General features: G+C 68.1%; 33 protein-coding genes. 17 read left to right on the plus strand and 16 right to left on the minus strand.

Annotated features, from left to right (window positions below; genetic code table 11):
* The 13 genes from AX709_RS03160 to AX709_RS03220 form a co-directional block, all read right to left on the minus strand.
* Positions 1–2,106 (minus strand): hypothetical protein (locus tag AX709_RS03160; protein ID WP_156454127.1); only part of this gene is annotated, 2,106 nt, incomplete at its 3' end.
* Complete coding sequence (locus tag AX709_RS03165) at positions 2,103–5,483, minus strand: hypothetical protein (protein ID WP_066546682.1); 3,381 nt, start codon at positions 5,481–5,483, stop codon at positions 2,103–2,105. The genes AX709_RS03165 and AX709_RS03160, both read right to left, overlap by 4 nt.
* A complete protein-coding gene (locus tag AX709_RS03170; RefSeq protein WP_231727401.1) occupies positions 5,480–5,767 on the minus strand; it encodes a DUF1799 domain-containing protein in 288 nt (95 codons plus the stop codon). Before AX709_RS03170 ends, AX709_RS03165 begins: the two co-directional genes overlap by 4 nt.
* A 59-nt stretch (positions 5,768–5,826) precedes the next feature.
* Entirely contained in the window at positions 5,827–6,249 is a 423-nt protein-coding gene (locus tag AX709_RS03175; protein ID WP_066546686.1) for a hypothetical protein, read from the minus strand.
* Between the two features lie 59 nt (positions 6,250–6,308).
* Positions 6,309–7,247, minus strand: coding sequence for a phage tail tube protein (locus AX709_RS03180; RefSeq protein ID WP_066546689.1), 939 nt, complete (start codon positions 7,245–7,247; stop codon positions 6,309–6,311).
* The gene (locus tag AX709_RS03185; protein ID WP_156454128.1) at positions 7,240–7,497 is read right to left on the minus strand and encodes a hypothetical protein; all 258 of its coding nucleotides are present in this window, start codon (positions 7,495–7,497) and stop codon (positions 7,240–7,242) included. Before AX709_RS03185 ends, AX709_RS03180 begins: the two co-directional genes overlap by 8 nt.
* Before the next feature lie 4 nt (positions 7,498–7,501).
* Positions 7,502–7,912, minus strand: coding sequence for a phage tail terminator protein (locus AX709_RS03190; protein ID WP_066546691.1), 411 nt, complete (start codon positions 7,910–7,912; stop codon positions 7,502–7,504).
* Entirely contained in the window at positions 7,909–8,430 is a 522-nt protein-coding gene (locus AX709_RS03195; RefSeq protein WP_066546697.1) for a phage virion morphogenesis protein, read from the minus strand. The genes AX709_RS03190 and AX709_RS03195 overlap by 4 nt, the downstream gene beginning before the upstream one ends.
* Positions 8,430–9,131 carry a DUF1320 domain-containing protein gene (locus tag AX709_RS03200; RefSeq protein WP_231727402.1) on the minus strand — a complete coding sequence of 234 codons (702 nt, stop codon included), beginning with the start codon at positions 9,129–9,131 and terminating at the stop codon, positions 8,430–8,432. The genes AX709_RS03195 and AX709_RS03200 overlap by 1 nt, the downstream gene beginning before the upstream one ends.
* A 17-nt stretch (positions 9,132–9,148) precedes the next feature.
* Positions 9,149–9,601, minus strand: a complete 453-nt coding sequence (locus tag AX709_RS18830; protein WP_197432011.1) for a hypothetical protein — start codon at positions 9,599–9,601, stop codon at positions 9,149–9,151.
* Between the two features lie 126 nt (positions 9,602–9,727).
* A complete protein-coding gene (locus AX709_RS03210; protein ID WP_082731601.1) occupies positions 9,728–10,669 on the minus strand; it encodes a major capsid protein in 942 nt (313 codons plus the stop codon).
* Positions 10,670–10,772: 103 nt separating this feature from the next.
* Positions 10,773–11,084 carry a capsid cement protein gene (locus tag AX709_RS03215; protein ID WP_231727403.1) on the minus strand — a complete coding sequence of 104 codons (312 nt, stop codon included), beginning with the start codon at positions 11,082–11,084 and terminating at the stop codon, positions 10,773–10,775.
* Between the two features lie 80 nt (positions 11,085–11,164).
* Positions 11,165–12,124 carry a hypothetical protein gene (locus AX709_RS03220; RefSeq protein ID WP_066546710.1) on the minus strand — a complete coding sequence of 320 codons (960 nt, stop codon included), beginning with the start codon at positions 12,122–12,124 and terminating at the stop codon, positions 11,165–11,167.
* A 150-nt stretch (positions 12,125–12,274) separates the two neighbouring features.
* Between AX709_RS03220 and AX709_RS03225 the strand changes: the two genes are divergently transcribed.
* Genes AX709_RS03225 through AX709_RS03235 form a run of 3 tightly spaced genes read left to right on the plus strand, consistent with a single transcriptional unit; the run spans position 12,275 to position 14,598 of the window.
* Positions 12,275–12,538 carry a spike base protein, RCAP_Rcc01079 family gene (locus AX709_RS03225; protein WP_066546712.1) on the plus strand — a complete coding sequence of 88 codons (264 nt, stop codon included), beginning with the start codon at positions 12,275–12,277 and terminating at the stop codon, positions 12,536–12,538.
* Between the two features lie 57 nt (positions 12,539–12,595).
* Positions 12,596–14,071, plus strand: coding sequence for a hypothetical protein (locus AX709_RS03230; RefSeq protein WP_156454129.1), 1,476 nt, complete (start codon positions 12,596–12,598; stop codon positions 14,069–14,071).
* A complete protein-coding gene (locus tag AX709_RS03235) occupies positions 14,068–14,598 on the plus strand; it encodes a hypothetical protein (RefSeq protein ID WP_156454130.1) in 531 nt (176 codons plus the stop codon). Before AX709_RS03230 ends, AX709_RS03235 begins: the two co-directional genes overlap by 4 nt.
* Before the next feature lie 9 nt (positions 14,599–14,607).
* Here AX709_RS03235 and AX709_RS03240 read toward each other — a convergent pair whose 3' ends face one another.
* Positions 14,608–15,051 (minus strand): hypothetical protein, encoded by a 444-nt coding sequence (locus AX709_RS03240; protein ID WP_066546724.1) that lies wholly within the window; start codon positions 15,049–15,051, stop codon positions 14,608–14,610.
* Between the two features lie 325 nt (positions 15,052–15,376).
* Between AX709_RS03240 and AX709_RS03245 the strand changes: the two genes are divergently transcribed.
* The 4 genes from AX709_RS03245 to AX709_RS03260 are packed head-to-tail and all read left to right on the plus strand — an operon-like array spanning position 15,377 to position 16,939.
* Positions 15,377–15,811, plus strand: coding sequence for a hypothetical protein (locus tag AX709_RS03245; protein WP_156454131.1), 435 nt, complete (start codon positions 15,377–15,379; stop codon positions 15,809–15,811).
* Between the two features lies 1 nt (position 15,812).
* Positions 15,813–16,001, plus strand: a complete 189-nt coding sequence (locus tag AX709_RS03250; protein WP_066546728.1) for a hypothetical protein — start codon at positions 15,813–15,815, stop codon at positions 15,999–16,001.
* Positions 16,002–16,013: 12 nt separating this feature from the next.
* Entirely contained in the window at positions 16,014–16,688 is a 675-nt protein-coding gene (locus AX709_RS03255) for a DUF7168 domain-containing protein (RefSeq protein WP_066546730.1), read from the plus strand.
* Positions 16,685–16,939 carry a hypothetical protein gene (locus AX709_RS03260; RefSeq protein ID WP_066546732.1) on the plus strand — a complete coding sequence of 85 codons (255 nt, stop codon included), beginning with the start codon at positions 16,685–16,687 and terminating at the stop codon, positions 16,937–16,939. The genes AX709_RS03255 and AX709_RS03260 overlap by 4 nt, the downstream gene beginning before the upstream one ends.
* A gap of 260 nt (positions 16,940–17,199) precedes the next feature.
* Here AX709_RS03260 and AX709_RS03270 read toward each other — a convergent pair whose 3' ends face one another.
* Both AX709_RS03270 and AX709_RS03275 read right to left on the minus strand, forming a co-directional pair.
* Positions 17,200–17,589: a hypothetical protein gene (locus AX709_RS03270; RefSeq protein ID WP_156454132.1), complete on the minus strand. Its 390-nt coding sequence runs from the start codon at positions 17,587–17,589 to the stop codon at positions 17,200–17,202.
* A 20-nt stretch (positions 17,590–17,609) separates the two neighbouring features.
* The gene (locus AX709_RS03275; RefSeq protein ID WP_066546738.1) at positions 17,610–18,302 is read right to left on the minus strand and encodes an XRE family transcriptional regulator; all 693 of its coding nucleotides are present in this window, start codon (positions 18,300–18,302) and stop codon (positions 17,610–17,612) included.
* Between the two features lie 102 nt (positions 18,303–18,404).
* Here AX709_RS03275 and AX709_RS18125 point away from each other — a divergent pair, with 102 nt between their 5' ends.
* From AX709_RS18125 to AX709_RS03320, 10 genes are all read left to right on the plus strand, one after another.
* The gene (locus tag AX709_RS18125) at positions 18,405–18,671 is read left to right on the plus strand and encodes a helix-turn-helix domain-containing protein (protein WP_082731602.1); all 267 of its coding nucleotides are present in this window, start codon (positions 18,405–18,407) and stop codon (positions 18,669–18,671) included.
* Positions 18,668–18,838 (plus strand): hypothetical protein, encoded by a 171-nt coding sequence (locus tag AX709_RS18480; RefSeq protein ID WP_156454133.1) that lies wholly within the window; start codon positions 18,668–18,670, stop codon positions 18,836–18,838. Before AX709_RS18125 ends, AX709_RS18480 begins: the two co-directional genes overlap by 4 nt.
* Positions 18,839–18,962: 124 nt before the next feature.
* Entirely contained in the window at positions 18,963–20,870 is a 1,908-nt protein-coding gene (locus AX709_RS03285; RefSeq protein WP_066546744.1) for a DDE-type integrase/transposase/recombinase, read from the plus strand.
* A 71-nt stretch (positions 20,871–20,941) separates the two neighbouring features.
* Positions 20,942–21,637: an AAA family ATPase gene (locus AX709_RS03290; protein WP_197432012.1), complete on the plus strand. Its 696-nt coding sequence runs from the start codon at positions 20,942–20,944 to the stop codon at positions 21,635–21,637.
* A gap of 14 nt (positions 21,638–21,651) precedes the next feature.
* Positions 21,652–22,263, plus strand: a complete 612-nt coding sequence (locus AX709_RS03295; protein WP_156454134.1) for a hypothetical protein — start codon at positions 21,652–21,654, stop codon at positions 22,261–22,263.
* A gap of 62 nt (positions 22,264–22,325) precedes the next feature.
* Positions 22,326–22,664 (plus strand): helix-turn-helix domain-containing protein, encoded by a 339-nt coding sequence (locus AX709_RS03300; RefSeq protein ID WP_066546750.1) that lies wholly within the window; start codon positions 22,326–22,328, stop codon positions 22,662–22,664.
* Positions 22,661–22,867 (plus strand): hypothetical protein, encoded by a 207-nt coding sequence (locus tag AX709_RS03305; RefSeq protein ID WP_066546753.1) that lies wholly within the window; start codon positions 22,661–22,663, stop codon positions 22,865–22,867. Before AX709_RS03300 ends, AX709_RS03305 begins: the two co-directional genes overlap by 4 nt.
* 14 nt (positions 22,868–22,881) lie before the next feature.
* Positions 22,882–23,460 (plus strand): host-nuclease inhibitor Gam family protein, encoded by a 579-nt coding sequence (locus tag AX709_RS03310; RefSeq protein WP_066546755.1) that lies wholly within the window; start codon positions 22,882–22,884, stop codon positions 23,458–23,460.
* Entirely contained in the window at positions 23,457–23,708 is a 252-nt protein-coding gene (locus AX709_RS03315; RefSeq protein ID WP_066546761.1) for a hypothetical protein, read from the plus strand. Before AX709_RS03310 ends, AX709_RS03315 begins: the two co-directional genes overlap by 4 nt.
* Positions 23,705–23,968: a helix-turn-helix domain-containing protein gene (locus tag AX709_RS03320; protein ID WP_066546767.1), complete on the plus strand. Its 264-nt coding sequence runs from the start codon at positions 23,705–23,707 to the stop codon at positions 23,966–23,968. The genes AX709_RS03315 and AX709_RS03320 overlap by 4 nt, the downstream gene beginning before the upstream one ends.
* Positions 23,969–23,988: the final 20 nt, after the last annotated feature.

Genomic DNA, 23,988 nt, shown 5'->3' on the forward strand with positions numbered 1-23,988 from the left:
GCCGACGATCTGCGCTGCCTTGCCGTCTAGCAGCGACCAGGTGCTCTCCAGCACCGCATTCTGGCGATAAAGCGAGGTGCGCTTTTCAAACGCCGACCATTTGCCGTCGTTCGACAGCGCCAGGATGTCGTTGACCGCGTCCTGGATTGCCGCAGGCACCAGGCCCAGCATCGCCACTTCGAACTCCGCTACCCGGGCCAGCGCCACCTGCCAGCGGTTGCGATAGACGATCGGATCGACGGCCGTGTCGCTGTTGCCATTGCTCAATGGCGGGTTGAGGTTGAACAGCAGCATCCCCAAGCTGCCCGGCTGGTCCAGATACACCGCCGCGCCGGCGGCCTGGCGCGCCGCCGTCACGCTGGCCGGCTGACCCAGATTGTCGTGCTTGATGACCAGCGCGTTCAACCGGTCGACCAGCTCGTTATAGTCCTGAAGGACCTCGGCCTTTTCCTTGCCGGCCGTGATCCAGCCATCGGACGAAATCCGCTCCGCCCGCGTCAGCGCCGCCGACGCGATCGTCTGGGCGAAACGGCGCAGCGCCTGGGTCAGCGCATTAAGCGCCGCCTCATAGGCCGCCAGGACGTCGTTATAGAACGCCCGGTTGATGTTGGAACTTTGGCTCGTGTCGTTCCATGCCGGCGCGATCGCGTTCAGCATCGCGACCCAGTCACCGCGCGTCGAATTGGCCGCCGCGACGGCGGCCGCGACATCGGGATCGCTTATGCCCTGCGCCTGCGCGGTCAGCAGCAGGTAAATCGCCTGCAGGCGTCGCGCATTGGGGACCAGGACCGATTTCTTTTCGAACGGGTCGAGCTTGCCGTCCCCGCCGATCGCCAGCAGCGCGTCGGCCGCCTGCGCGACCTCGGTGATCGCGTCTTCGACCTCCTGTTCGACCGCGTCGATCCGCGCCAACAGGTCGGCGCGGGCCTGCTCCAGCGACGTGCCGTCCTCGTAACCGATCTCACCCGCTGCGACGATGGCGGAGATCTCGCCATCCTGGTGCACGCGCTGATTGCGGCGATAGCCCAGGCGGCGCGTCTTCATCGGGGCGATCGTCTGTTGACGGCCCAGATACTCGCCGCGCAGCGTTGCCACCGGCGCGAAGGTCCAGGGGCGCAGCGACACAACGTTGCTCGGCTCGATCACCCACAACAGCGAAACGCCCAGGAACAGCCGGTCGAGCGCCTGGGCGGCGGTCTCCTCGCTGTCGATGTAGATGCCGGCGGCGGCCGGGCGCAGCACGCGCGCGGCAGCGATATCCGCCAGCGCCGGGCCGCCCGCGCTCGCGAGGATCGCCGCGCCGATATCGGCAGCGGTTTCGGCATAGCCCGCGCCGATTTCGCCCAGCAGGTCGGCGGTCAGCGGCCCCGCCGGCTGGGTCCACCATTTGGCGCAAGCGATCGACGGGGCCACCGCACCGCCGCCTGGATCGACCGCGACGCCCTGCAGGGTCGCGAAGGTCGCGTCGGCGCTGCCCTGCCAGGCGACCACCTGCATCGGGCCTTCACGGCCCTTGTCACGCAACGCGGCAAAGCCCTGCAACGGCCGCCCGGGATCGGCGAACTCATAGATGTTGGTCGCCGGGTCGAGCACCCGGCCCTCGACGTTGAACACGCGGCCGAACGCCCGGCGCTTCAGCGCGCCGCTGATCGTCGCCGGCCCCTCGATGCCGCCGGTGCCGGCAAAGAACCGGTCGGTCAGCGGCTTGTCCAGGCGGACCGACGGGTCGGCGGCGGTCAGGATCAGGCGACCTTCGCGGATCTCGTCGCGCGCGATCGTGCCCGTCAGCACGCGCGCCAGCGCGCCCGCCTCGTCGCCGGCATCGATCTCGATCGCCGCGTCCGGCCAGTAATATTGCGCAAGCTCGTCGAGCAGCTCGGGCCGCGCCGGCGCAAAGCCGATCGCGGCGGAGACGGGGCTGGTGCTGCCGGAAAAGCCGCGCTGCTCGTAACCGAACTGCGCCGAGAATTTCGGCTGGCTCATGATGCCCGCGCGATAGCCTTCAGGATAAGGCTTGACGCGCCCGCCGCCCGCCAGGCGCACCGGCACCACCGCCCCGGTCGCCGGATTGCGGGGCCAGGCGCGCAGGTGATAAACCCGGCTCACAGGAGGGCCTCGCGGGTCAGGAAGTGGCGGCTGTAATCCTGCGATCCCACGCCAGGGGCGAGGGCAATGCCGCCGTTCAACGTGCCGAGCTGCAGGATGCCGGCATTGATCTGCGCCAGCAGGTCGTTCGCCTCGTCCGCCAGGGCGTTGGAGGTATCGAGCTTGGCGTTGGTCGCACCCGTCGCCTCCTGGGCGGCACGAATGCGGTCGTTCTCGGCCTTGATGATCGCCTCGGCCGTGCTGATCGCATTGCTGCGGTCAGCGGCGAACTCCCCACCTGCGGTCCCGAAGGCGTCGCGCGACACTTCCAGCAACCGGCGGCTGAGGTCGGCCAGCTGGTCGGCCGCGCCATCGACGCCGGCCTCCGCGTCGGCGCGCGCCTTCGCGATTTCCGCCTGCAGCGTCGTGCGCTGGTCGATCAGCGACCCTTCGGCCAGGCTGCCGAACCGGGTGTCGTCCAGGAACGCCTTCAGGCCGCTGACCCGCTGCTTGAGCAGGTCATCGACCAGCTTGGTGCGCTGCTCGGCATTGACGCGCTCGATCGCGATCACGTCCAGGCCATAGTCGCGCGCGATGCGCAGCCGTTCCTTGGCGGTGCGGTCGAACTCGGCCAGCTCCTGGCGGATCGCGGCACCGGGACCACCGGCCAGGATCTCGACTTCCTGGACCTTCAGCGCCTCGCTGATCGCCTTGTTGAGGTCCGTCGACGATTGCAGCGCCTTGCTGACCGCCGCCGAGAGGCCGGTGACAGCGCCATCCTTGATCGCGTCCGCGATCGCGAAATTGACGGCGGCCTGGGCGTCGTCGCGGAAATTGAACAGGCCAAGCTGCTCGTTGCGGCTCTCGCTCTTGGTCGGTCCCTTCGTCCGGCCCGATCCGGTCGTATCGACCCGGAAATCGTCGTTGCGCACGCCGATCGATACGCTGAAATTGCCGAGGCCGCCGCCGAGCTGCTCGGCAACCTGGCGCAACCCGTCCTGGATGTTGGTCGCCAGGCCGCTGGCAGCGCGCTCGCGCGACCCGCTGTTGCCGGTGACAGTGGCGGGACCATCGACCGAGGTGACGGTGGCGCTGGCCCGCTTGGTCGATTTGAGCAACCCGCCAACGACGGAGCCGAGCAAGCCGCCTGCAATCGCGCCGATCGGCCCGGCGGCCGAGCCCAGCGCCTTGCCGACGCTCGACCCGACCGCCTGGCCGATCGCCCCGCCGATGGCGCCGCCGGTGCTGCTCCCCTTGATGCCGAACGCATCGGTCAGCGCATTGCCGAACGTCGCGCCGACCTGGGCACCGCCGAACGCCTTGCCGACCGCCTTCTGGGTCGCGTCGCTGAAAATGCCCTTGTCGCCGAATACTGAGGTGAAGGTGCTCTTCAGGCTCTTGCCCAGGCCGTCCGTGATCTCGGTGAAGCCGGCCAGGAATGGATTGCCGACGCCGCCCGGCCTGCGCCCCACCACGGTGATATCGCCGCCATCATCCGCCGCCGCGCCGCCGCTGGCGATCCGGTCGGCCGCCTTGGTCACGACGGTCGCGAAGTTCGCGACCGCCTTGCCGGCATCGTCCATCTCGTCGGCGATGCGGTCGCCCGCCGCACTGACCTTGTCTGCCCCGGTGACCTGGTCCTGCAGGTCGCGGAAGAAATCGCCGAACAGGCTCTCGGTCAGCTGGCGTGCGAACAACTGGTCGAACGACGACAGAAGGTTGTTGAAATAGTCGCCGATCGCGCGGGTGCCGTCGGTGCGCAGGGTCGCGAACAGCTGCTCGGTCGCGGCCCGCGCGTCGTCGATCAAGCCGAGATAGGCTTGCTGCTTTTCGCGCTGGACGTCGATCTCGCGCGACGTCTGGCGCATCACGCCCAGATTGGCGAACCGCTGGCGCACCTCGTCGGCGGTGACCCCGCGCTTGGCCAGCTCGACGGCGAGCTGGTCCTCGCTCTCCACGCCGATCTCGCGCATGATCTGATAGATCAGCTGGCGATCGGCCGCCTCCGCGTCACGCCCCTGGGCGGCCAGCGTCGCCAGCTCGATCTGGCGCTCCTGCTCGACCAGCGCGTCGCGGAACGGCCGGACCAGGCTGTCCTGGATCAGGGGTTTGAGCGCCTTCGCCTGGTCGACGAGCTGCTGGTAGTTGGGCGGCTTGCGCTTCTCCAGCTCGGCGATCAGGTTGTCGAGGTCGCGGCTCGCCTCATTGGCGCGGACCAGCTCGCTCGACAATCCGCCGAACTGGTCGCCCAGGCGCGCGATCGTGTCGGCGGCGCGGTCGCCGAAACCGGCAAGCCGTTCGGCTTCCTTGGCGGCGCGCTCGGCCGAGCGATCGGCCTTCGGCTTTTTCGTCCGCCCTTCGCGGCGCAGCTCGGTCGCCAGCACGCCATCGGCCAGCGACTGGTCGATCAGCTCGGCGGTTCGCTCCTTCGCGGTCGACGAAACCGTCTCGATCAGCGCCTTCTGGAAATCCTCGCGCGACAGCTTCAGCCCGTCGAACGACTGGGTCTCCGAAAGGCGCAGCGCGGTTTCGATCGGCAGCTGGCCCGACCGGACGTTGCCGACGATGTTGCGCAAATTGGCCGCGTTGCGTTGAGCGACGCGATCACCGCCAAATGCGCCAGCAAGCGCGCCGGTGACGCCACTGTTGGCGAAGCCCTGACCTGCTGCCAACGCCCGGTTGCCAACCGACGGACTGCCCGCCTGGTCAAACGCTTTGCGCGCGCTGGTCCGCTCCGCCAGCGCCTCGGCGCGCAGGTTGATCGCGGTCAGCCGGGCATTGAGGATCAGCAGTTCGTTCTGGGCCTTGATCTTGCCGCTGGTGAGGTCGAAGATTTCGCCCAAAGCCGACTGGGCTTGGGACAGGCCATTGGCCCCAAGCTCCGCCGCCTTTGAGGCGTCGGCGGTCTCGAAGAGCTTTTGGCTGAACACACCGATAAGGGTCACCGCGACGCCCAGCGCCGCGCCCCACGGCCCCGCCATCAGCCGCGCAAACGCCGCAAACCGGCCCGTCGCCGTGCCCGCGCCCGCACCCATCAGGCTCAACGCCCCGATGATCTGGCCGCCCTGCTGCGCAAAGATGATGCCGGCGGCAGTACCGGCCTGGTATTGGACCGCCACGTCCTGCAGGTTGAAACCGAGCTGCTGAAGGCCGGCGCGCTGTGCGCCGGCACCCGCCGTCACCCGCGCCTGGGACTGGCGCAGGCCCTCATTCGCTCGCTCGGCCGACTTCGCGCTGGCCGCGACACCCTCGGTCGCTACCGACAGCCCCTTGGCCTCGGTCGCCGCGCGCTTCTCAGCGCCTGCCAGTCCGTCCAGTTCGGCCTTCGACGCCTGAAGCTGCCCGACCAGGCCCGACCCGTCGGCCTTCAGCCGGACGGCAACGACAAGGTCGGTCATGCGCGGCGCTCCCGCCTGGCCATCTCGCCGATCGCGGCGGCCTCCATGACGCGCAGGTCAGCCAGCATGGCCGGGGACATAGGGATGTCGAGCATCGCGGCGGTGACCGGGATGACCGCATAGTCTAGGCCCAGGCGGGTGCCGGTCATCGGGTGACGCCGCCATTGCGTGTCCAGCGCGACGAACAGCCCGAATGCCTGCGCCTCGTCGGGCGCAAGCTCGATCACGTCACGCTCGGCGCGGGCGGCCATCCAATCGGGCAGGATTGCGGAACTGGTCAGCACGTCGTCGGCCTTTGCTCGGCGTCCGCCACGCCCGCTTGCCCAGGCGCGCGCAGCGGCGCTCAGTTTCCCGCGCGGATCTCCGGCTCCGCCTTCCAGCACGCGATGAAGGCGCGGGCGATGCCGTCGAACGCATTGGGCACCTTCACCAGCGCCAGCACGTTTTCGGGCGCGAAGCGCAGCGGCTCGCCATTCTCCGCCCCGACCTTCCGCCAGTCGTCGGCGATGCGCATCACCAGTGCCGCGCGCATCATGGACAGGCTGATCGGTTCGCCCGGAAACAGCTCGCCCAGCTTCAGATAAGCGGCCAGGCCGGCATCGTCCTCGGCCAGCTCGGCGAACTTGCCGACCAGCTCGCGCATCTGGTCCTCGTCGACCAGGCGAAAGCGCAGCTCGATTTCGTTGGCGACGACGCCGCCCTCTTCGCTGACCCCGGCAAAGATCACCGGCCACCAGGCGCGACGATCTGCAATGACCTTGAACATCGACTGATCCTTCGTTGTAGGGGCGCTGCAGGTCGGCATTCGAGCCGACCGGCAGGCTGTCACTTCGCGATAATGGTGAGGTCGGGTGAGCCGCCGTCGACGGTGAACGCCATCTGGATCGTCCACATGAGGATCTCGTCCTCCTCGCTTTCGGTGATGTCGGTCACCTGGACCTTGGGCGCGACCAGCTCGATGATGTTGCCGGCGGCCGTGCCGTGCGTCAGCTCGAACTGGACCAACGCGCCGGTCGACAGCCGCTGCAGATAGTCTTTCACCGCGATGTCGGGGGCCTCGACCACCGCCGTGGCGCTGATCGCATGACCGCCGCGCCGGACATAGCGTCGGCCGACCAGGTTGCGGAACGCCGTGGTCACCGCAGCGTCCAGGTTGAACGAGCGGAAGATCGGCACATAGCCGTCCAGCGTCATCTCGGTCTGCTCGGTCGACACTTCGACCGGCTGTTTCCAGCGCGCGAGGTTGACCGCCGCCGGGGCCGATTTGTCGAACGGCGTCGCAACCGGCAACAGGCCGATCCAGTTGAAGCCGATGAACGGATAGGCCCCGGCGGTGAAGTCCATCGTGAAGGTGCCGACCGACCCGATTGTGCGGCGGCGCTGGTCCGACATGTAATGATGATGGGTCAGCGACGTCGGCTCCACGCCGGGCAGCGCGAAGCCCTGGGTCGCGCTGATGCCCGGATCGAGCACGGCTGCGGTCATCCCACAGCCTTCGAGCAGCTCCATCCAGGCCGGGGCCGTGCCCGCCGCGCCCGATCCCGCGATTTCGACCTCATAGGCCAGCGTCTGGCGCTTCGCGCCCGGCACGGTCGCCTCCGCGCCATAGATGCGCGTGTCCAGGTTGCGCTCGACCCGGTCCAGCTCGATCGGCTTGGCCGAATAATTGCGGGTCAGGATGGCGTTGGCAGCGGCGGTCGGCACGCTGTCGGTGCCATAGGTGACTTCCTTCTTGGCCAGCACGACCTTGGTTGCGTCAACCATCGCTCGGGGTCTCCTGTTCGGGGGTTTCGATCGGCGCGGCCGTCACGGCTTGCCTGCGCGACCAAGCCGCCGGGTGGGTGTTGGGATCGGGCATGGCCAGCTCGGCCAGCGCGCGCTGGCGCGCCGGGCCGATCAGCGGCAGGCCCCATTCGTCGAGCTCGCGGCCCTGCGCGTCGCGCGGCCGGGCCTTGGTCTGGGCCGCCCCCACCGGGGCGGATGCGGCATCGGCCGCGCGGGTGCGTCTGGACATCAGCTCATTTCCTCAGATGATACGGGGCGGTAAGGCGCACGGCCCAGGCGAGACGGTAACCGTCAACGGACAGCAGGCGGCCGCCCGCATATTCGAACGGGCCGCTGGCCTGCGGGTGCTTCCAGGCGATCAGCGCATCGCGCGCGCGCCCGGACTGGATTTCCAGCTCGGCGCTGACCTTGCCGTCCGCGCGAGCCTGGCCGCCCAGGACGACGACGACCAGGAAGGCCGCGGTAACCCGCTGATCGACGATGCCCGCCATGCGGTTGGCGCTCGCGCCTTCGGCCTCCGGCACCACATAAAGCGCCGGCACGACCCGTGGCGGGTCCTGCAGGCCCGCGAACTCGATCACGCCCTCGACCTGGGCGAAGCCCGCCGCCTTCAGGCGATCGACGATCGGCTGCAGCGCGATCATGGCGCGCCCCGGAACGCACGGTCGAGATGGCCGACCAGGACGGCGGGGATTTCCTCACGCTCCTCTGCGCTCAGGCCCAGATAAGCGCGGCGCGGCATGGTGACACTGGCGACGACGCGGCCGGCAAAGCTCAGTGCCCGCTTGGTGCGCGGGCGGATCGTGCCCCCCTCCTGATGGATGCGCGCATAGTCGCGGACCGGCGTGTCGCGCCGCGAGGCCGGCTGGTCCTGCACGCCGACCGTCGCGAAGTCGCGGCCGAACTCGGGCACGATCGCATCGCGCAGCTGGCGGCTTTCCTGCAGCGTCTTCCCACCATCCTCGATCGCGCGCTGGCTTCGCTTCCAGGGCACGCCTAGCGGATCAACCTCGCGTTCAAACCGGTCTTGGACCGCGTCAAACATGATCCCGGCAATCGTGCCCATCGGCTCGGTCAGATCCTCGCTCGCCGCGATCGCGCGGCGCAGGCTGACCTCAAGCGCATCGTCGAGCTCGATGGTCAGCTCGATCCCGCCGGCCATCAGTAACCCGCCAGCCCATCGGGATAGGCGCGCCGGCCCTGCGCGATCATCACCGGCGTTTCGCTCACCGCGTCCTGCGGCCGCGCCTCGACCGCCAGCGTCATCGCGCCCGACTGGATGCGCTCCAGCATCCGCATTGCGGCCTTGGCCTGCTCGGCCACGCCTTCCGGCGCGCCACCGGGATAGAGGCGCGCGCGCGCCAGGTCGGCGACGATCGCCTGGACGATCGGCGGCACGACCGCCAGCGGCAGCGCATATTTGGTCGCCAACGATGCCTCGGCGATCGCCTGGGCGTCGATCAATGCCGCGACCAGAAGGTCCCGATCGATGCGGCCGTCGCCCCGACCATCGGTGAGCCGGACCACCTCGTCCAGGCCGAAGCGGCGGACAAATGCGTCGATGCTGAGGTAAGGCGCGCCGCCATCCGGCATGATCCAGTCGGGATCGATGACCAGGACCTCGACCTCGACCTGCAGCTCCTGGCCGGTCGCGGTGATGCCGAGCAGGATGACGCGATATCGTTCGCCATCCGCGCCGCCCGACAGGTCCAGGTGCACGCCGGCTTGGTCGACCCGCACCTGCGCATCCAGCGCCGCGCCGCCCTGAACCAGGCCGCGCGCGACGACATCGATCAGCGCGGCTGACTGGACGCCGGCCGCGAACATGACCGTCGTCGTGACCGCCTCGGCCGGACGCTTCAAGAGCGTTGCATCGCCCATTATTCGGACTTGGGCTTCGCCTTGGCGCGCACCGGCTTGGCAGGCGCAGGGGCAGGGGCGGGTTCGGGAGCAACCGGCGGCGTGGGTTCGGGGGCCGCCTCAGACGTCGCCGGACCAGGCTCGACCGACGTCACAGGCTCGGCGGCGACGGGGGCCGGAACCGGCCCCGGTTCCAGCTCCGGCGGGGGAACAGTGAGCGCGGTGGTGCCGACCAGCGCCTGGCGCAGCAGTTCCACCTGATCGGCGGGCAGCTTCGACAGGAAGTAATTCACGTCGGCCGAGGTCGGCGCGTCATCGCCCTCCTCGCTCTGCACGAACTCGACAAACTCGATCGCCTTGACGGTTTCGAGATAGGCGGCTTCGGCGACATTGAGCGTGACAAGGTCGCCGATCGGCAGGACCTCGCGACCCTTCGGCATCGGGGTGAGCAGCTTGTAGAGTGCCTTGGGCATGAAACCCTCCATGGGAGATGAGAGCCAGGCGGGCGGCGGCGTAAGGCACTGCCTTTGACACCCACCGCCACCCGCCCGGACGCCGCGCCTGGATCAGGCGGCGCGGACGTCGGGATCAGCGCGCGCTTACAGCGCGCCCTGGAACAGGAAGCCGGCGTCCGCGCCGACCAGCTCGGCCGAGAATTCGTCGATGACGTTGTTGGTCCAGGACAACAGGTCCTTGTCCCAATCGATCGCGCCGACCGCCGGGTGAGCGCGCAGCTGATAGGTGTAGCCATAGCTGGGCAGGCGCATGTTGCGCTGGCCGGCCGGCGGCACATAGGCCAGGATCGCGTCGCCGCCCCACACATCGACGCTGGTCGCGTCGTCGGTGTCATAGATCGCGTCGCCCGACACGACGTTGGCGATGTCGAAATAGCTGGCCAGCATCGCCAGGCTGATCGCCGACGATTGGGTGTGCTTGAAGTGGTCGAGGATCTTCGGGTGCTTGCCCAGCGCCGATCCGACCGCACCGGAAACAAGCAGAGTGTTCGGGCGACGGCCGATCCGCTTGCGGATCACTTCCTTGGCGTCGAACACCTGCTCCTTGGGGTTGCTGTCCGGGTCCGACCATTTGAAGTCGCCGGCCAGCGCGACCTTGTTGGCCGCGGCATAGCTCGCCGCGTTGCGCGCGACTTCGGCCTGCTGGATTTCCTTCTCCAGCGCGATCACCGCCAGCACCACGTCCACGCTCTCGCGCTGCAGGTCGATGTTCGGCACCGCGCGCGCTTCTTCCTGATACTCGGTCGGGGTGATCGCCTGCAGGGCCTCCTGGTGCAGCAGGACCGTCTTGCCTTCATAGCCGACGGTCATCTGCGCGATCGGCGTGCCGGGCGCGCGGCGGGTGCGGCGGCGGCGGAACGCGTCGCGGCCGAACTCGATGCGCTTGGCACCGCGCGTCGGCATTTCAACGGTGGGGAACAGCGCCGATCCCACCATGTCGGCGTTCATATAGCCGCGCGCATGGGTGGAGAGGATCGGGTCGACGACGCGGACTTGCGCCAGGTTCATTTGCTCGCCGGTGGCCATTGGACTTCATCCTTCGTGACGAAAAGAAAGGGGCGGGAGGCCGTTGCGCCGCCTGGTCTGCACAGGCCGCCTCCCCGGGCTAAGAAAGATCGCGCCGCAGCGATCAGGGCGTAAGCAGCACCTCGATCAGCTGCCCGGCGGCAGTGGCGGGGGTGACGGCGTAGCCGAGGATTTCACCCGCGCCGGCCTGCGCGATCGCGCGACCGATGGCGTCAGACTTCACCGCAACGCCGGCATTGACCGCCGCGCCGCTCTCGACCTTTTCGGTGCCGAGCACGGTCACTGCGGCTGCATCACCGGCGGCAGCGTCGAAGTTGGCGACACCCTGTGCTTTGGCATTCGCAGCGCAATGAGCGCCCGTCAGCATTCCGAGGAAGCGGTTGCCGGTGATCGCGGCGGTCGCGATGACCGTCATCTTGAAAAAGGGGGTGGATTGCATGGGTCTCTACCTCAAACGGGGTGGAAAAGGGGCAGCCGAACGGGGCCGGGCGGCGGTTACGCGGCCTGGGCGCGGCGGACCGCGTCCATGAACGACAGCTCGGGATTGTCGGCCTGCAGCTGGCGCGCCTTGGCGTAGAGCGCCGCCTGCTTGGGATCGACGTCATAGCCGTCCGGCGCGGCAAAGCTGGCGACCGCCGTCTCCGTCGCGTCCTTCTCGGGCTTGCCGACCTCGGCCAGGCTGACGAGCGGCTGTGCGCCGACGAGCAACTTCTTCAGCGCGTCGGCCGGCGTCATCTCGCCGGCTTCGGCGAAGCTGACCTTGGCCTCGGCATCGAGCGCGTCGAGCACGCCGACCAGCAGCGGCTTGCCGGCCGGGGCCAGCTTCGTTTCCTTGACCAGGCCCTCGGCGAAGCTGACATGGGCGTCGTGGCGCGCCTTGATTTCGGCGTCGCGAGCGGCCTTTTCGCGCGCCGCGATCGCGGCCTCGCGCTCGTTGAGCGTCTTTTCCTTCTCGGCGAAGCTCGCCAGATCCTTCTCGGACATCGAGATTTCCTTTTTCGGGGTGTTGAGATCGAGCGTGACCAGGCCGTCGGCCTGGCCATCGAACTGGACGGTGCCGAGACCCTTCACGCCCGGCGCTTTCGCGCCCAGGAAGCCGATGTGGCGCAGATACCAGGTGTCGGGCTTGGGGCTGTTGGGGTCGCCGGGCATGTAGAATTGCGCGCTGACCTTGGCGTAGCGGCCCTCGCGGACGGTCTCCGCAAAGCTCGGCTCGACGCGGTCGAGCTCGTCTGCGATCAGCTCGCCATCCTCCACGGCCAACCGGCCGACCCAGCCATAGGCGGGATCGTTGAGGCGCGGATGGCCGACGACCAGCGGCGCAGGGTCGGCGTCGGGATCATAGGCGGCGGCGATCGCCGCCAGGTCGGCTTCGCTCAGCGACACGACCCGGCCTTCGTTCGAGGTGAACGTGCCGGGGCGAAACAGCCGGATGCGGGGTTTCTTCTGATCCATGCCGACCGGGTAGGATCGGCGGAAAGACGCGCCGGGTAACCGATGCCGGTTACCGGCAAGGGGCGGGCGCGCTGCGATTGGCTGCATCGCAGGCCGAGCGCGCAAACGCAAGCGGCCCAACGCCAACGCCAAGCCTCAAGGATCAGCCCCATGGACAAGTTCGCCGACGAACCCGACGACCTGGTCGCGCCGTCGACCGCGCCCTACGCGGTCGTGCCGAGCGACGCGGTCGAACTCAACCCGATCCCGAAAGGCATCTATGTCGGCACCGGGGGCGATGTCACCCTGCGCGGCAGGGATGCGTCGGCAGACGTCACCTATCGCAACCTGGCGGACGGCAGCTACATCGCCGTGCGGGCGCGCTTCGTCCGCGCAACCGGCACCACCGCCAGCAACATGATTGCGGAGGCTTGAGTGCGGGCGTCCGGTAATGGGGGCGGCGCCAGCGCGCGCTCCCTGGCGCGCCTGGGCGTGCCTTCCATCGCTGCGACCACACCGTGGCTGTTCGCCGCCACGGGCTTGGAGGCCAACCAGCATCTGGGGATCTACACGACGAACGCCGCCCAGGAATATGGTGCCTCGATCCGCAGCGCCTGGTCCCCCGACTACCCCGTCAACGGCTATCGCTTCTACTTCTCCAACTGGACCATCCGGGGCAACGCAGGCGCGCTGACGCAAGAGGTCGACGGCAATCAGCCGATCGTGATCGAAGGTGCGGCGATGCTGGTCGGCAATGACCGACGTCAGCTGACGTTCAACGGCCAGGCCGGCGTCACGCTCGCGCCTGGCGCAGGTGCGTGGAGCGACCCCGTCGACCTGCTGGTCACCCCACGCCGACGGATCCAGGTCATCACCGCATGGCGGGCGGTGGTCGGCTCGGCCGCGATGCTCGGCAGCTTCTTCCCGATAGCCGCCAACGGCGACGCCTGGACGCTTGGCAACACTTCGCGCGCCGCCTTTCTGACCGGTGGCACCATCCCGAACAACGCCCCGGGCAACCTCTATGCCTATGGCGCGAATGCGGCGGTGGCCCAGGGCAGTGACGGACGCGATGTTGTCCTTATCCTGGGCGACAGCATCGCAGCCGGCACCGGGGAAGCGAACAACACCGCCGACGCGCGCAACAATCGAGGCTGGGTCGCGCGCTGGCTCGACAGCACCGATGGCGGCGCGCGGCGCGTGCCCTATGCCAAGCTGGCCGCGCCCTCGGCGGCGTGTCGCCAGAACACGCTGGCGTCGCATTTCACGCGGCGCGGCGAGATGATGGCGGCGCTGCCCAACCTGCCCTTCACGCGCATCATCAATCAGATGGGGCTGAACGACGGCACGGGGTCGCTCAACACCTGGCGCGACCGCATCACGGTGAGCAACAACCTGGCCAAGGCGATCTGGCCGGTGCCGCTGCTGCAGCTGGGCTTCACGCCCTACACGACGACGGACACGAGCCAGTTCACCACCGCCGCCGGGCAGGCGTTCGTCACGTCCCACGACTGGCCGAGCGGGTTCACCCAGCAGGTGCAGAACGCGCTGGCGGGCCTTCCCGCCGGGGTCGATGCGTTCGAGTTCATCGGGCACCTGTTCGACGGGCGCGAGACGCTGGGCACGGCGGCGGAAGGCAAGTGGCGCGCGGATTTCTCGACCATCAACACGACGCTGCAGGCGGCGACGCTGGCGGGTGCCACGTCGATCACGGTGCGCGGGCCGATCCCGGTCGGCGCGGCGATCGCCATCAACGCGGGCCAGGCCGGCGCGGCGGTGACGACGGTCACGGCGGTGAGCGGGGTCGGCAACGTCACCTGCACCGTGTTCCCGGCGATCGCCGGGGCGATGGCATCGGGCGTGCCGGTGCGCGGCGTCGCCGTCATCGACGGCCTGCACCCGTCAAGCGAGCTGGCAGCTTGGGTGGCAGCGCGCGCCGCCGCTCGAAAGGCGGCGCTGTTCCTGTGAGGCGCTGGCGCATCCTCCCTCTGGCGACCCTGGTCAGGCTCTCCGATGGCACGCCAGGCAAGAACGCATCCAATGGCCTCGCCTGGATCACGATGTATTGGCGCAAGCCCGCCGCCACCGGCGCGGTGCTTGCGCACGAGCGCACCGAGCAGATCCTCGCCCAGCTCGTCTACCTCGCGTCCGCCGCGATCGGCGTGGGCATCTATCAGCTCTCGGGCCTAGCATCGATCGCCGCCGTCCTGCCGATCGCAACCTGGCTGCTCGCCCCGCCGGTGCGCCGCTGGCGCGAGCTGCTCGGCCACGAGGTTGAGGTCCAGGTGTCGGCGCTGCTCTATGGCAGCGACGTTGACCAGGTCCGCGCCCGCGAGGCCGACGCGCTGTGGCGCGCTCCGGCCTATCGCGGCTTGTTCGATCACATGACCCTGCCCGAGATCATCCGCGCCATGCGGCAGCGATCCGCGATCGCGCGCTGGATCGCGCGGGCGTTAGCCCCGCTGGCCCGACGCTACGACGAGGGGCGGTGGTAAGCGCCCGAATCACTCCCGCCCGGGGATCGCGAGACGCGCCTGCTTTTGCGCCAGATACTCTTCAAGCGACGGATAGTTGGGGCCGCTTTCGTCAGCGACGAACCCGTCCGGGTGGAGGATGGCTGTGATTGAAAGCGAATGGGCGACACCCAGGCGCGCGACAATCGGCGTCATGTCCCCGGCTTGATTGATTGACCACCCAATGATCGGCACCCTCCAAATCAGTCGAACCTGCTCATCATTGTCAAAGTCCTCGTCCAGCGCATAGGTGCCGGGCGATGCCGGGATCGTGGTCATCGGCCCCCACAACACACGGTCAAGCAAGTCGCCATAGGCCTGCACGATCTTGCTGGGTTCCGACAATTCGACATGCACCAATCCCTTTTCTTGCCGGCGCACTTCCACGATCCGCGAGACCGGATATCGAGTGCCGTCCAAATCCTGAAAAAACATTGCGCCCTCCCGTTCGAAGCCGCCCTAGCATAGCGCGCTGACGGAGCGCGGAAAGGCCGCCAAATCAAACATGCCGTGTTCACCATGAACACGGCCACCAGGCCACATCGATCCGCTTCCGGGTAGTTGGGGGCCACTTCACCATCGATCGTGCTCTACGGGCCTTAAAATCGCCCGCCCGATAATTGCCGGGCGCGGCCGATAACCGCCATCGGTTACCCCCCCCGCACATCGCCAATCTACTTGATCCAGGCGGCGTCAACCGGCGGCGCGGCCGACGTGCCGATTGTGGCCCGGCCAGACCATGAGCGCAAGGATCACGATCATGTCCTGGAACACCATTGCACGGGTCGATCCCGTCGCCAACGCCTGCCCCGTCGATGGCGTGCGCGTCAGCACTTGGGGCATGGGCAAGGATGGCGCGGGCAAGCGGGGATACATCGCCATCCAGATCGGCAGCACGCTGGCGGCCAAGATGGGCTTCGCCGCCGAGGCTGTCTCGGTCCGCCTGATGATGGGCAGCGACAACAACGCGGGCAAGCTCGCCATCGTCCTCGATCCGACCGGCGGCTTCCAGGCCAAGGGAAAGCCCGGCAAAGGCTATCGCATCGCCGTCGGCCTGCGCAGCGCCGCCCAGGCGGGCCTGGCGACCGAGTTCCCCGGCTTCGACCGCGCCGGCATCGAGGTCATCAAGCCCGAGAACGGCCAGCCGCGGATGTTCAGCTTCCTGCTGACCCGCCAGGCGATTGCGGCCGAGTGACATGGCGCGGCCGCTCACCACCTATCTGATCGAGCTGCGCGGCTGCCGCGACCTGAGCGCCGTCGACCCGGACGCCGAGGCCCGCCGCCTCGGCATCCGCCCCGACTGGGCGCGCGCCTATCTCCAGCTCGAAATGCAGGCGCGCGGCGTGGTGGCCAGCTCGGCTCAGACCCAGCCCAAATTGCTTTGACGGAGGACTTCCATGTCAGCTGACGACGATCGCCGCAGGATCCTGATCGAGCGGATCCGCAAATGCCTGGCACTCGCCCACAGCTCCAACGAGCACGAGGCCGCCGCCGCCCTCGCTAAAGCCCAGGCATTGATGCGCGAGCATGGTATCGACCGCGCGGACGTCGCCTTCGACGAAGCAACCGCCTCCGGCAATCGGTGCCAGCGCCCGCCGGCATGGGAGGGCAATCTGCTATGGGCCGTCACGCGCGCTATCCCTTGCAAAGCGTTCCTGGACGGAAAGCAGTATCGCTTCGTCGGTCGCTCGCCTTCGGCCGAGCTGGCGGCCTATGCGTTCACGGTCCTGCACCGGCAGCTGAAGCGCGCACGATCGACCTACATCGAGGCCAAGCTGCGGCGCGTTCGACCGGGCCGCAAAACGGCGCGCGCCGACATCTTCTGCGAAGGCTGGGTCCAGACGGTCACGCGCAAGATCGAGGCGATGGCACCACCCGCCGATCGGGATGAGGCGCTGGTGAAGCACGTCGCTGCCAAGTTTCAGCTGCAGACGATCGCGGGCCGTGATCCTGGCAAGGTCGACAACGCGACTAACTGGAAGGATTATCTAAACGGCGTTGCAAGCGGCCGTGCAGCCGACCTGCATCGCCCGATGGGCGCTGGCGCGGAGCCGGCTCGGCTTGCGTCATGAGCCGCCCGTCCCACGACCAGGCCGAAGCCGATCGTCTCCGCCGGTGCCGCGCGACGTTCGAACGCGCGGTGCGCGACAATGTGTCGATGGAGGAGGCGCGCCGCCGCATCGCCCAGGAACGCTGGCAAGCCGCCGATCGCCGTCTGGGCCGTATCGCCCCCGTGCCATCGATGCCGGCACGCTGCGGCACCGCCGCGACCTTCAGGCCGACGGATGATAGCAACGAGGGGCTGAGCTGGTTTCAACGCTGACCCCTAAAAGCCCCTCTCCTTTAGCGGGAGCGATCGGGGTTGGGCCCGTCCATCAGGCGCGCGCCCCGACCTGCCAGGCTCCACCACCTCCCGGCGCTCAAAGCTGGTGAACACGTCGGCATAGAACCGCCCGTTCAACGGGTCGCGCCATCCGGCCCTGGCCCGCACCGCCACGTCCATGGCCTGCTCGATCGTGGCACACCAGCGGCCCTTTCGGATCGGGGTGACGTATCGGTGTTGGATCACCGCCGCCAGCTCGCTCAGGTGGAAACCTGCCACACAATCACGATGATCAATGTGGCTGCCGCCATGATACCCAGAACGATGCGATCGCCTGATCCGGTATCGATCGGCCGCAGCTCCGGCGCTTCATGATCAATCTGCGCAGTCTCTTCGGCCTCACCGGACGCGTCCAGGCGACCCGGCGCATCTGGTCGCCGCGCCATCATGTTCACGCGCTTCTCGACATTGCCCGCCGCGATCAGCGCGATCCCCGCGACGGCCGACGCCAAGCCGGTGTTGAACAGCATCATTTGCTGCTGGAGGAGCGACAGGTTGGAAACCTCACTCACGCCGATCTGCCAGGCGTTGACGCTTACCGACACGTCAACCGCCAATGATCCCAGCGCCGAGACAACGCCAATCGCCAAAAGGATCACTCCGAATAGGATCACAGCTTCCCCCCTGCCCAAACCACCCGGCCGACGACGCGGAAATTGTCCGCCTCCGCCTCGACGTCAATGTCGCGCGGCCCATCGCTCAACTTGTTGTCGCTGATCACCCGCACGAACCCCGGCCCGGCCAGGGCCAGTCGCTTCACCAGCAACATGCCGTCGAGGACGAGCGCATAGACACCGTCCGACGGCTCGCGCCGCGCCAGGTCGATCATCGCCAGGTCGCCGTCGCTCAGCGTCGGCTCCATGCTGTCACCCTTGATCCCGACGAGGCGGAGCTGGTCGTAGCTGCCGAACCACTGTTTCAGCCAATGCCTCGGGAAGCCGATGAAGTCGCTCGTCTTTCCCTCCTCCAGAGCCAGTGCACCCGGCCCCGCTGAGGCTTGAACTTGATCCATCGGGATAGACACCGCGTCCAGACTAACGGATTTAGCCGCCTCACTGACAAACATGTTCGCCAAAGGCCCCAGCACCTGAGCCGCATTCGACTCCTGCCCACGCGCAATCTCATCCAGCGACAGGCCTAGGACGCGCGCGAGGCTGACCATGCGTGAAAACGCTGGCTCGCTTCCTCCCGAAAGTATCTTCTGGAGGGTCGCTTTCGGCATACCCGCAGCATCGGCAACGGCTTGCTGAGTGCCGAACCGCCTCACCCGCTCATTCAGCAACGCGCGGATCGTATCCGACATTTGAAAAGGCGCACGGTCTTCCACTAGCCCCTCATAATATCACTTGACATAAAATATGATGCTATCTAGCCACTATCGCAGCCATCCGTTGAAGGAACGCGCATGATAGTGACCGATTGGCATCCCGAGGACATCAAGGCGGAGCTGCGCAAACGCGGCATCACGCTGACCGCGCTGGCGCTGCGTGCCGGTGTCAGCAAACAGGTGGTGACGATTGCGCTGCGCAAGCGGGCGTCCGCGCATTGCGAGCGCGTCATCGCCGAAGCCCTTGGTCAAAAACCCCATAAAATCTGGCCTTCCCGATATCGGTCCGACGGCAGCCGCGTCTTTTTGCGCCCCCTCTCGCCCAGGGAGCTTGCCGCAGCATGAGCGCGTATCACGCCGGTCCGGCCAAGTCATGTTCTCAATCTGTATCGCCGCGAGACGCGCGGTGGTTTGAACGCGCCCGCCGCTTCGAACGGGTGATGAGCAACCGCGTCGTCCCGGCGCTGATCGGCCTGGCGCTCGCTATCTTCAGCCAGGGGCTGTGGTCATGACCGGCGACGACGAGCTGGACATGCTCGCAGGCTGTCTGGTCGCGGTGGGGGCGCTGACCTGCGTCGCGCTCGGACTCGCAATCCTGATCATCTGGGCGCTGCTTGCATGATTGCGTCCGGGGGGATGACATCACGGGCGGCAACGACGCCGGCGGCCGATCCCGCGCCGCCGCGCCCGTTCGAAAATCGCTGGCTGACCGCCGCCCAGATCGCCGACATGCGCCTGGCGGGGTTGCCTGGCACCAAGCGCGGTGTCACGTATCGCGCCGCCGAGGAGTGCTGGCCCTTCCGCGAACGCAGCGGCCCCGGTGGCGGTCGGCTCTATTGCGTCGCCGACCTGCCGGCCGACGCGCTGGCCGACTATCAATCGCGTTTCCTGTCGCAGGCTCGCCCGTCGGGCACGCGCCGGGGTCGGCCCGACGGCACCTGTTTCTTCGATCGCAATCCGCACATCGCCGACGCCATCCTGGTGCTGCTTGAGGCGCGCCGCCGCCCCGCCACCGAAGTGCTCGAGCTGCTGGAAGCGATGTTTGGCGGTGACGCTGGCCCCGACCTGCCTGCGGCCAATGACGCCGGCACCGCCGCCCTGCCGACGCTGCGCACCATCCAGCGTTTCATCCGCCGCGCCGAGCGCGAGAACCGCGTTTTCTTCACCGCCCAGCGTGACCCCGATCGGTTCAAGAGCGCGATGCGCCCCGCGCTCGGCCGCATGGATGCCACCGTCACCTATGCCCACGAAGTATGGGAGATCGACACGACCAAGGCCGACGTCCTGTGCGTCGAAGGGCGCAAGTCGATCCTGGGCATTATCGATCGCTGGTCGCGCCGCGCCCGCTACCAGGTGGTGGACAGCGAAAGCGCCCAGTCGGTCCGCCGCATCCTGGTCGACACCATCCGCGCCTGGGGCGTCATGCCCGCCCGGCTGAAGGTCGATAACGGCTCCGGCTTCATCAACGCCTCGATCCGCACCGCGCTCGAAACGCTGGGTATCGAACTCGACCCCTGTTTGCCCGGCCACCCGGAAGACAAGCCCTATGTCGAGCGGCTGTTCAAGACCTTTAACCATGACCGCGCGGCGATGCTCGACGGCTTTGCCGGCCACAACGTCGCCCAGGCCCAGGCGCTCCGCGCGGCCGCAAAGAAGCGCACCGGCCGGGCCGTCGTCGTCCCGACGCTGACCGCCCAGGGCCTTCAGGACATCATCGACGCCTGGATCGACGGCAAATACCATCTGCGCCGACACTCGACGATCGGCATGACGCCGATGGAGCGGTGGCAATCGTCGCCGGTGCCGGCGCGCGCTGCTCCGCATGAAACCGTCCTGAAGCTCGCGCTCAGCGCCTATGTCGGCCAGGCCGTCGTCGGCAAGCGCGGCATCCGCTGGCGCGGCGGCCGCTATTGGTCCGAGGCGCTGGTCCCGTGGATGGGCCGCCCGGTCCAGCTCCGCCGGGATGAGGATGACCTGGGCGCGCTGTTCGTCTTCGACGACGCCGGCAATTACATCGACACCGTCGTCAATTGGGAACGCTCGGGGCTGTCGGAGCAGGAATATGCCATGGCGGCCCGCGCCGACATGGACCGGTTCCTGGCCGCGCAAAAGGCCGAGTTCAAGGAACGCCGAAAGCATTTCTCGCCCGAGGTCGCACGCGACCGCCTGCTCCGCCAGGAAGCGGAGCGAGCCGGCAAGCTCGTACACCTGCCCATGCCGTCGCGCCAATCGCCGACGCCGGCGATGGAAAGCATGACCGCGCGGCCCGCGCCGCAACTTCCCACCCAGGGCCAGCTCGACGCGGCCATGGCCGCCACCGAACCCAAGGCCGCACCGCCGACCAAGACCGACGCGCAAAAGGTTGCCGAGGCCGACGCGGTGATCCGCGCGCACGAAGCCGGCGAACCCGTCGATCCCGACGCGCTGCGCCGCGCCAAGCTGTTCGCCCAATCGACCACCTACCGGGTCGAGAAAATCCTGCAGGCCGAATTCGGCGTGCCGGCCACCCCCGTTTCAACCTCGCTGCAACAGGAGCGCAAATGATCATTACATCGCCCCCCCTCACGCCGCCTGCGGCCGATCAGCGGCGCGCGCCGGGCGCCCAACTGACCAACATGGCGCTCGCGCTGCGCACCATGGCCGACTGCCATCACGCCGGCGACGACAGCCCGCGCCTGTCCGTGTTCTACGGCCCGTCCGGTTATGGAAAATCGGTAGCCGCCGCCTTCACCGGCGTGCGCACTCGCGCCGTCTATGTCGAGGCGCGCAGTGTCTGGACCCAGCGATCGATCCTTGAGGCGCTGGCTCGTGAACTCGGCATCGCTCGCCTGGAACGCACCGCGCCACGACTGCTGCAACAGGTAGTCGACCAGCTCGCGTCCGACCCGGTGCCGCTCATCATCGACGAGATGGACTATCTGGTGAAGCGCCAAGCGGTCGACCTGATCCGCGACATCCACGACGCGACGCGCGTCGGCATCATGATGATCGGCATGGAAAGCCTGCCAAGCAAGCTTCGGGCCTGGGAGCAGTTTCACAACCGCATCATTCGCTTCACCCCGGCCCAGCCGGCCAGCGTCGACGACGCCTGCAAGCTGCGGGACCATTATTGCGCCCATGTCGCCGTCGCCGATGACCTGGTCGAACTGATTGTCGATCGCTGCCACGGCGTCACCCGCCGGATCGTCAACAACCTTAAGACCGTGGAGCGTGAGGCGCTGGACGAGGGGGTCGGCGCGGTCGATCGCGCCTGGTGGGGCGGACGCGCCATCATCACCGGCGACGTGCCGACCCGCAAGGTCGCGGCCTGATCATGGCCGCTGCCGTGCCCTTGCCCCCCGCCGCCCGCGTCACGGCCGCCGATGCGCTGTGGGCGGCGCTGCTCCGCGCCCCCGAACCCCTCAGCGTCGGCGAGCTGCACGACGCCTGCCGGGTCCTGCCCGCCACCATCCACAGCCGACTGTGGGCATGGCGGCGGGCAGGCATCGTCCAAACCGTCGGAGACAACCCCTTGACCTTCACGCTCGACGATCAGCACCGGACGCCGCGCGCGCCGCGCGTCCGGCACGACGGCTCGCCCACGACGCTGCGGCTAGGCCGCGAGCGAATGTGGCGCGCCATCCGCATCCTGCGCAGCTTCGACATTCCGACGCTGGAATTCACGGCCGAAGTCTCGCGCGCGTCGGCGAAGACCTATGTCAACGCGCTGCTCCGGGCGGGTCTGCTCCGCACGTCCATCGCCCCGCACAGCCACGGCATCGGTCGCGGGCGCGACTGGGCAACCTATTCGCTGCGCGACGATCGCGGACCGCAGACGCCTCGCGTCCAGATCACCCGGGAGGACGGCGTTCGGCGCACCATCCTGTTCGACCCCAACCGCGGCGAAAGCATCGGCATCGCCGGCCGCGCCGCCCCTTTTTTTGACCCGGAGGGTTAACCATGTCCGCTAATCACGTTCGTTCAAATTTCGAAACGGCACGCGCCGCGTGGAGTCAGGAAATGCCGGAATATATCCGGCTCCTGGCGACCGCCTGCGATCGGGCCAGCCAGCGCGCGGTGGCCGAGCGGCTCGGCAAGTCCGGCGGCTATGTTAGCCGCATTATCAACCGCCGCTACGCCGGCAGCTATGCGGAAGCCGAGACGCTGATCCGCGCCGCTTACGGCGCAGACGTGGTCGACTGCCCGCTTTACGGCGAAATCCCGCTGGCGAGCTGCGTTCACAATCGCCGACGCAAGCCGCCCTTCGTCAATGCGATGCAGCACCGCTTTGCGTCGACCTGCCCGAGCTGCGCCTTCAACGCCGACATCGTCGGTGGCGGGCGGAGGGACGCGGCATGAGCCAGTTCATCGCCCTGCTCGCCGATCGCGGTGACGTGCTCCTCTACCACCGCGCCCGCACCAACCATTGCCCGCGCTGTGGCCGCACCAACTGGCTGGTCGGCCGCGTCACCGCGGAATGCGCCAGCTGCCAAACCGCGCTGCCGCTGGTGAGCGATCGGCCCGAACAGCCCCTCACGCCCGATTTCCCGGCCCAACCGTAAGGACACCCACGCCCATGGCCACCACCCGCCGCAAGGCCCCCAAACAGGACGCCCCCGTCACCATTGAGGAGGCGACCCGGATGCTGGGCGACTATGCCCAGCTCCAGCTCAACATCGAGCAGCTCGAAGCCACCGCCAAGGGCGCGATCGCCGCGATCCAGGCCGAGCGTGACGAGGCGATCGCCCCCGTCAAGGAACAGGCCGAGCAGCTGTTCCGCCAGCTCCGCGCCTGGTGGGCCGTCGCCGGACCGCAGCTGACCGAGGGCAAGCGCAAGTCGCTACCGATCGCCGGCTGCATCATCGGCGTGCGCACGTCCGGCCCCAAGCTGAAGCTGCCGAAGGGCATGAACGAGGCCGCCGCCATCAAATGGCTGCGCGGCCTGGCGAACGGCATCGGCGATGCGTTCATCCGCGTGAAGGAGAGCCTGGACAAGCCGGCGCTGATCAAGGCGGTCGACGAACCCGGCTTCACCGGCCCGCTGCTGACCGTCCAGGGCTTCCGCGCCAGCCAGACCGAGGAATTCTTCATCGACCTCGCCCAGGTCAAGCCGGCCGCCGTCGAGCAGGTCGAGACCGAGGAGCCGGGCGAATGATCCGGCTCGACCGCAACGACGCCGGTGAGGCGATCATCCGGTTGGCGCTCTCCAACGGGTGGACCGCGTCGATCCTGCCGAACGGCCGCTATGGCATCGCCTCGCTGGTCGCGTGGCCGGCGCATTCCGAAAGCCCGTGCGACGGTGCGCTGGTCGGCGCGCAGGAAGCATATGGCGACGAAGTCGTCGAGTTCCTCGCGCAGATCGCGGCGATGCCGGACGTTTCGGAGCCGGAGCCGCAGCCATGAGCAATCTCGTCGTCCCGCGCCGCGAGATCGGCGGCGACGCCCTGCACCGCACCGAGCGCCAGGTGCTCGACCTGTGGGACCAGGGCGTCGGTTTTCGCGGCATCGCCGCCAAGCTCGGGATCAGTGTCCAGACCGTGCGGTCGATCGTGGCGAGGCTCGACGGCGGTGGCGACACCGAGAAGCGGTTTCGCGAAGCCACCATCCGCAGCACCGCCCAGCTGCTCGCCGCGATCAACGCGCTTCGCGCCAAGCGGTCCTGACCGCCGCGCAGCCGGAAACA

The sequence above is a fragment of the Sphingomonas sp. CCH15-F11 genome, from assembly GCF_001557005.1.
Taxonomy (GTDB): Bacteria; Pseudomonadota; Alphaproteobacteria; order Sphingomonadales; family Sphingomonadaceae; genus Sphingomonas.

Bases quoted from the DNA above. Each gene is read 5' to 3' on its own strand.
- AX709_RS03165 (WP_066546682.1), bottom strand. From the start codon at position 5,483: ATGACCGACCTTGTCGTTGCCGTCCGGCTGAAGGCCGACGGGTCGGGC.
- AX709_RS03175 (WP_066546686.1), bottom strand. From the start codon at position 6,249: ATGTTCAAGGTCATTGCAGATCGTCGCGCCTGGTGGCCGGTGATCTTT.
- AX709_RS03180 (WP_066546689.1), bottom strand. From the start codon at position 7,247: ATGGTTGACGCAACCAAGGTCGTGCTGGCCAAGAAGGAAGTCACCTAT.
- AX709_RS03185 (WP_156454128.1), bottom strand. From the start codon at position 7,497: ATGTCCAGACGCACCCGCGCGGCCGATGCCGCATCCGCCCCGGTGGGG.
- AX709_RS03190 (WP_066546691.1), bottom strand. From the start codon at position 7,912: ATGATCGCGCTGCAGCCGATCGTCGATCGCCTGAAGGCGGCGGGCTTC.
- AX709_RS03195 (WP_066546697.1), bottom strand. From the start codon at position 8,430: ATGGCCGGCGGGATCGAGCTGACCATCGAGCTCGACGATGCGCTTGAG.
- AX709_RS18830 (WP_197432011.1), bottom strand. From the start codon at position 9,601: ATGCCCAAGGCACTCTACAAGCTGCTCACCCCGATGCCGAAGGGTCGC.
- AX709_RS03210 (WP_082731601.1), bottom strand. From the start codon at position 10,669: ATGGCCACCGGCGAGCAAATGAACCTGGCGCAAGTCCGCGTCGTCGAC.
- AX709_RS03215 (WP_231727403.1), bottom strand. From the start codon at position 11,084: ATGACGGTCATCGCGACCGCCGCGATCACCGGCAACCGCTTCCTCGGA.
- AX709_RS03220 (WP_066546710.1), bottom strand. From the start codon at position 12,124: ATGGATCAGAAGAAACCCCGCATCCGGCTGTTTCGCCCCGGCACGTTC.
- AX709_RS03225 (WP_066546712.1), top strand. From the start codon at position 12,275: ATGGACAAGTTCGCCGACGAACCCGACGACCTGGTCGCGCCGTCGACC.
- AX709_RS03240 (WP_066546724.1), bottom strand. From the start codon at position 15,051: ATGTTTTTTCAGGATTTGGACGGCACTCGATATCCGGTCTCGCGGATC.
- AX709_RS03245 (WP_156454131.1), top strand. From the start codon at position 15,377: ATGTCCTGGAACACCATTGCACGGGTCGATCCCGTCGCCAACGCCTGC.
- AX709_RS03250 (WP_066546728.1), top strand. From the start codon at position 15,813: ATGGCGCGGCCGCTCACCACCTATCTGATCGAGCTGCGCGGCTGCCGC.
- AX709_RS03255 (WP_066546730.1), top strand. From the start codon at position 16,014: ATGTCAGCTGACGACGATCGCCGCAGGATCCTGATCGAGCGGATCCGC.
- AX709_RS03260 (WP_066546732.1), top strand. From the start codon at position 16,685: ATGAGCCGCCCGTCCCACGACCAGGCCGAAGCCGATCGTCTCCGCCGG.
- AX709_RS03275 (WP_066546738.1), bottom strand. From the start codon at position 18,302: ATGTCGGATACGATCCGCGCGTTGCTGAATGAGCGGGTGAGGCGGTTC.
- AX709_RS18125 (WP_082731602.1), top strand. From the start codon at position 18,405: ATGATAGTGACCGATTGGCATCCCGAGGACATCAAGGCGGAGCTGCGC.
- AX709_RS18480 (WP_156454133.1), top strand. From the start codon at position 18,668: ATGAGCGCGTATCACGCCGGTCCGGCCAAGTCATGTTCTCAATCTGTA.
- AX709_RS03285 (WP_066546744.1), top strand. From the start codon at position 18,963: ATGACATCACGGGCGGCAACGACGCCGGCGGCCGATCCCGCGCCGCCG.
- AX709_RS03290 (WP_197432012.1), top strand. From the start codon at position 20,942: ATGGCGCTCGCGCTGCGCACCATGGCCGACTGCCATCACGCCGGCGAC.
- AX709_RS03300 (WP_066546750.1), top strand. From the start codon at position 22,326: ATGCCGGAATATATCCGGCTCCTGGCGACCGCCTGCGATCGGGCCAGC.
- AX709_RS03305 (WP_066546753.1), top strand. From the start codon at position 22,661: ATGAGCCAGTTCATCGCCCTGCTCGCCGATCGCGGTGACGTGCTCCTC.
- AX709_RS03310 (WP_066546755.1), top strand. From the start codon at position 22,882: ATGGCCACCACCCGCCGCAAGGCCCCCAAACAGGACGCCCCCGTCACC.
- AX709_RS03315 (WP_066546761.1), top strand. From the start codon at position 23,457: ATGATCCGGCTCGACCGCAACGACGCCGGTGAGGCGATCATCCGGTTG.
- AX709_RS03320 (WP_066546767.1), top strand. From the start codon at position 23,705: ATGAGCAATCTCGTCGTCCCGCGCCGCGAGATCGGCGGCGACGCCCTG.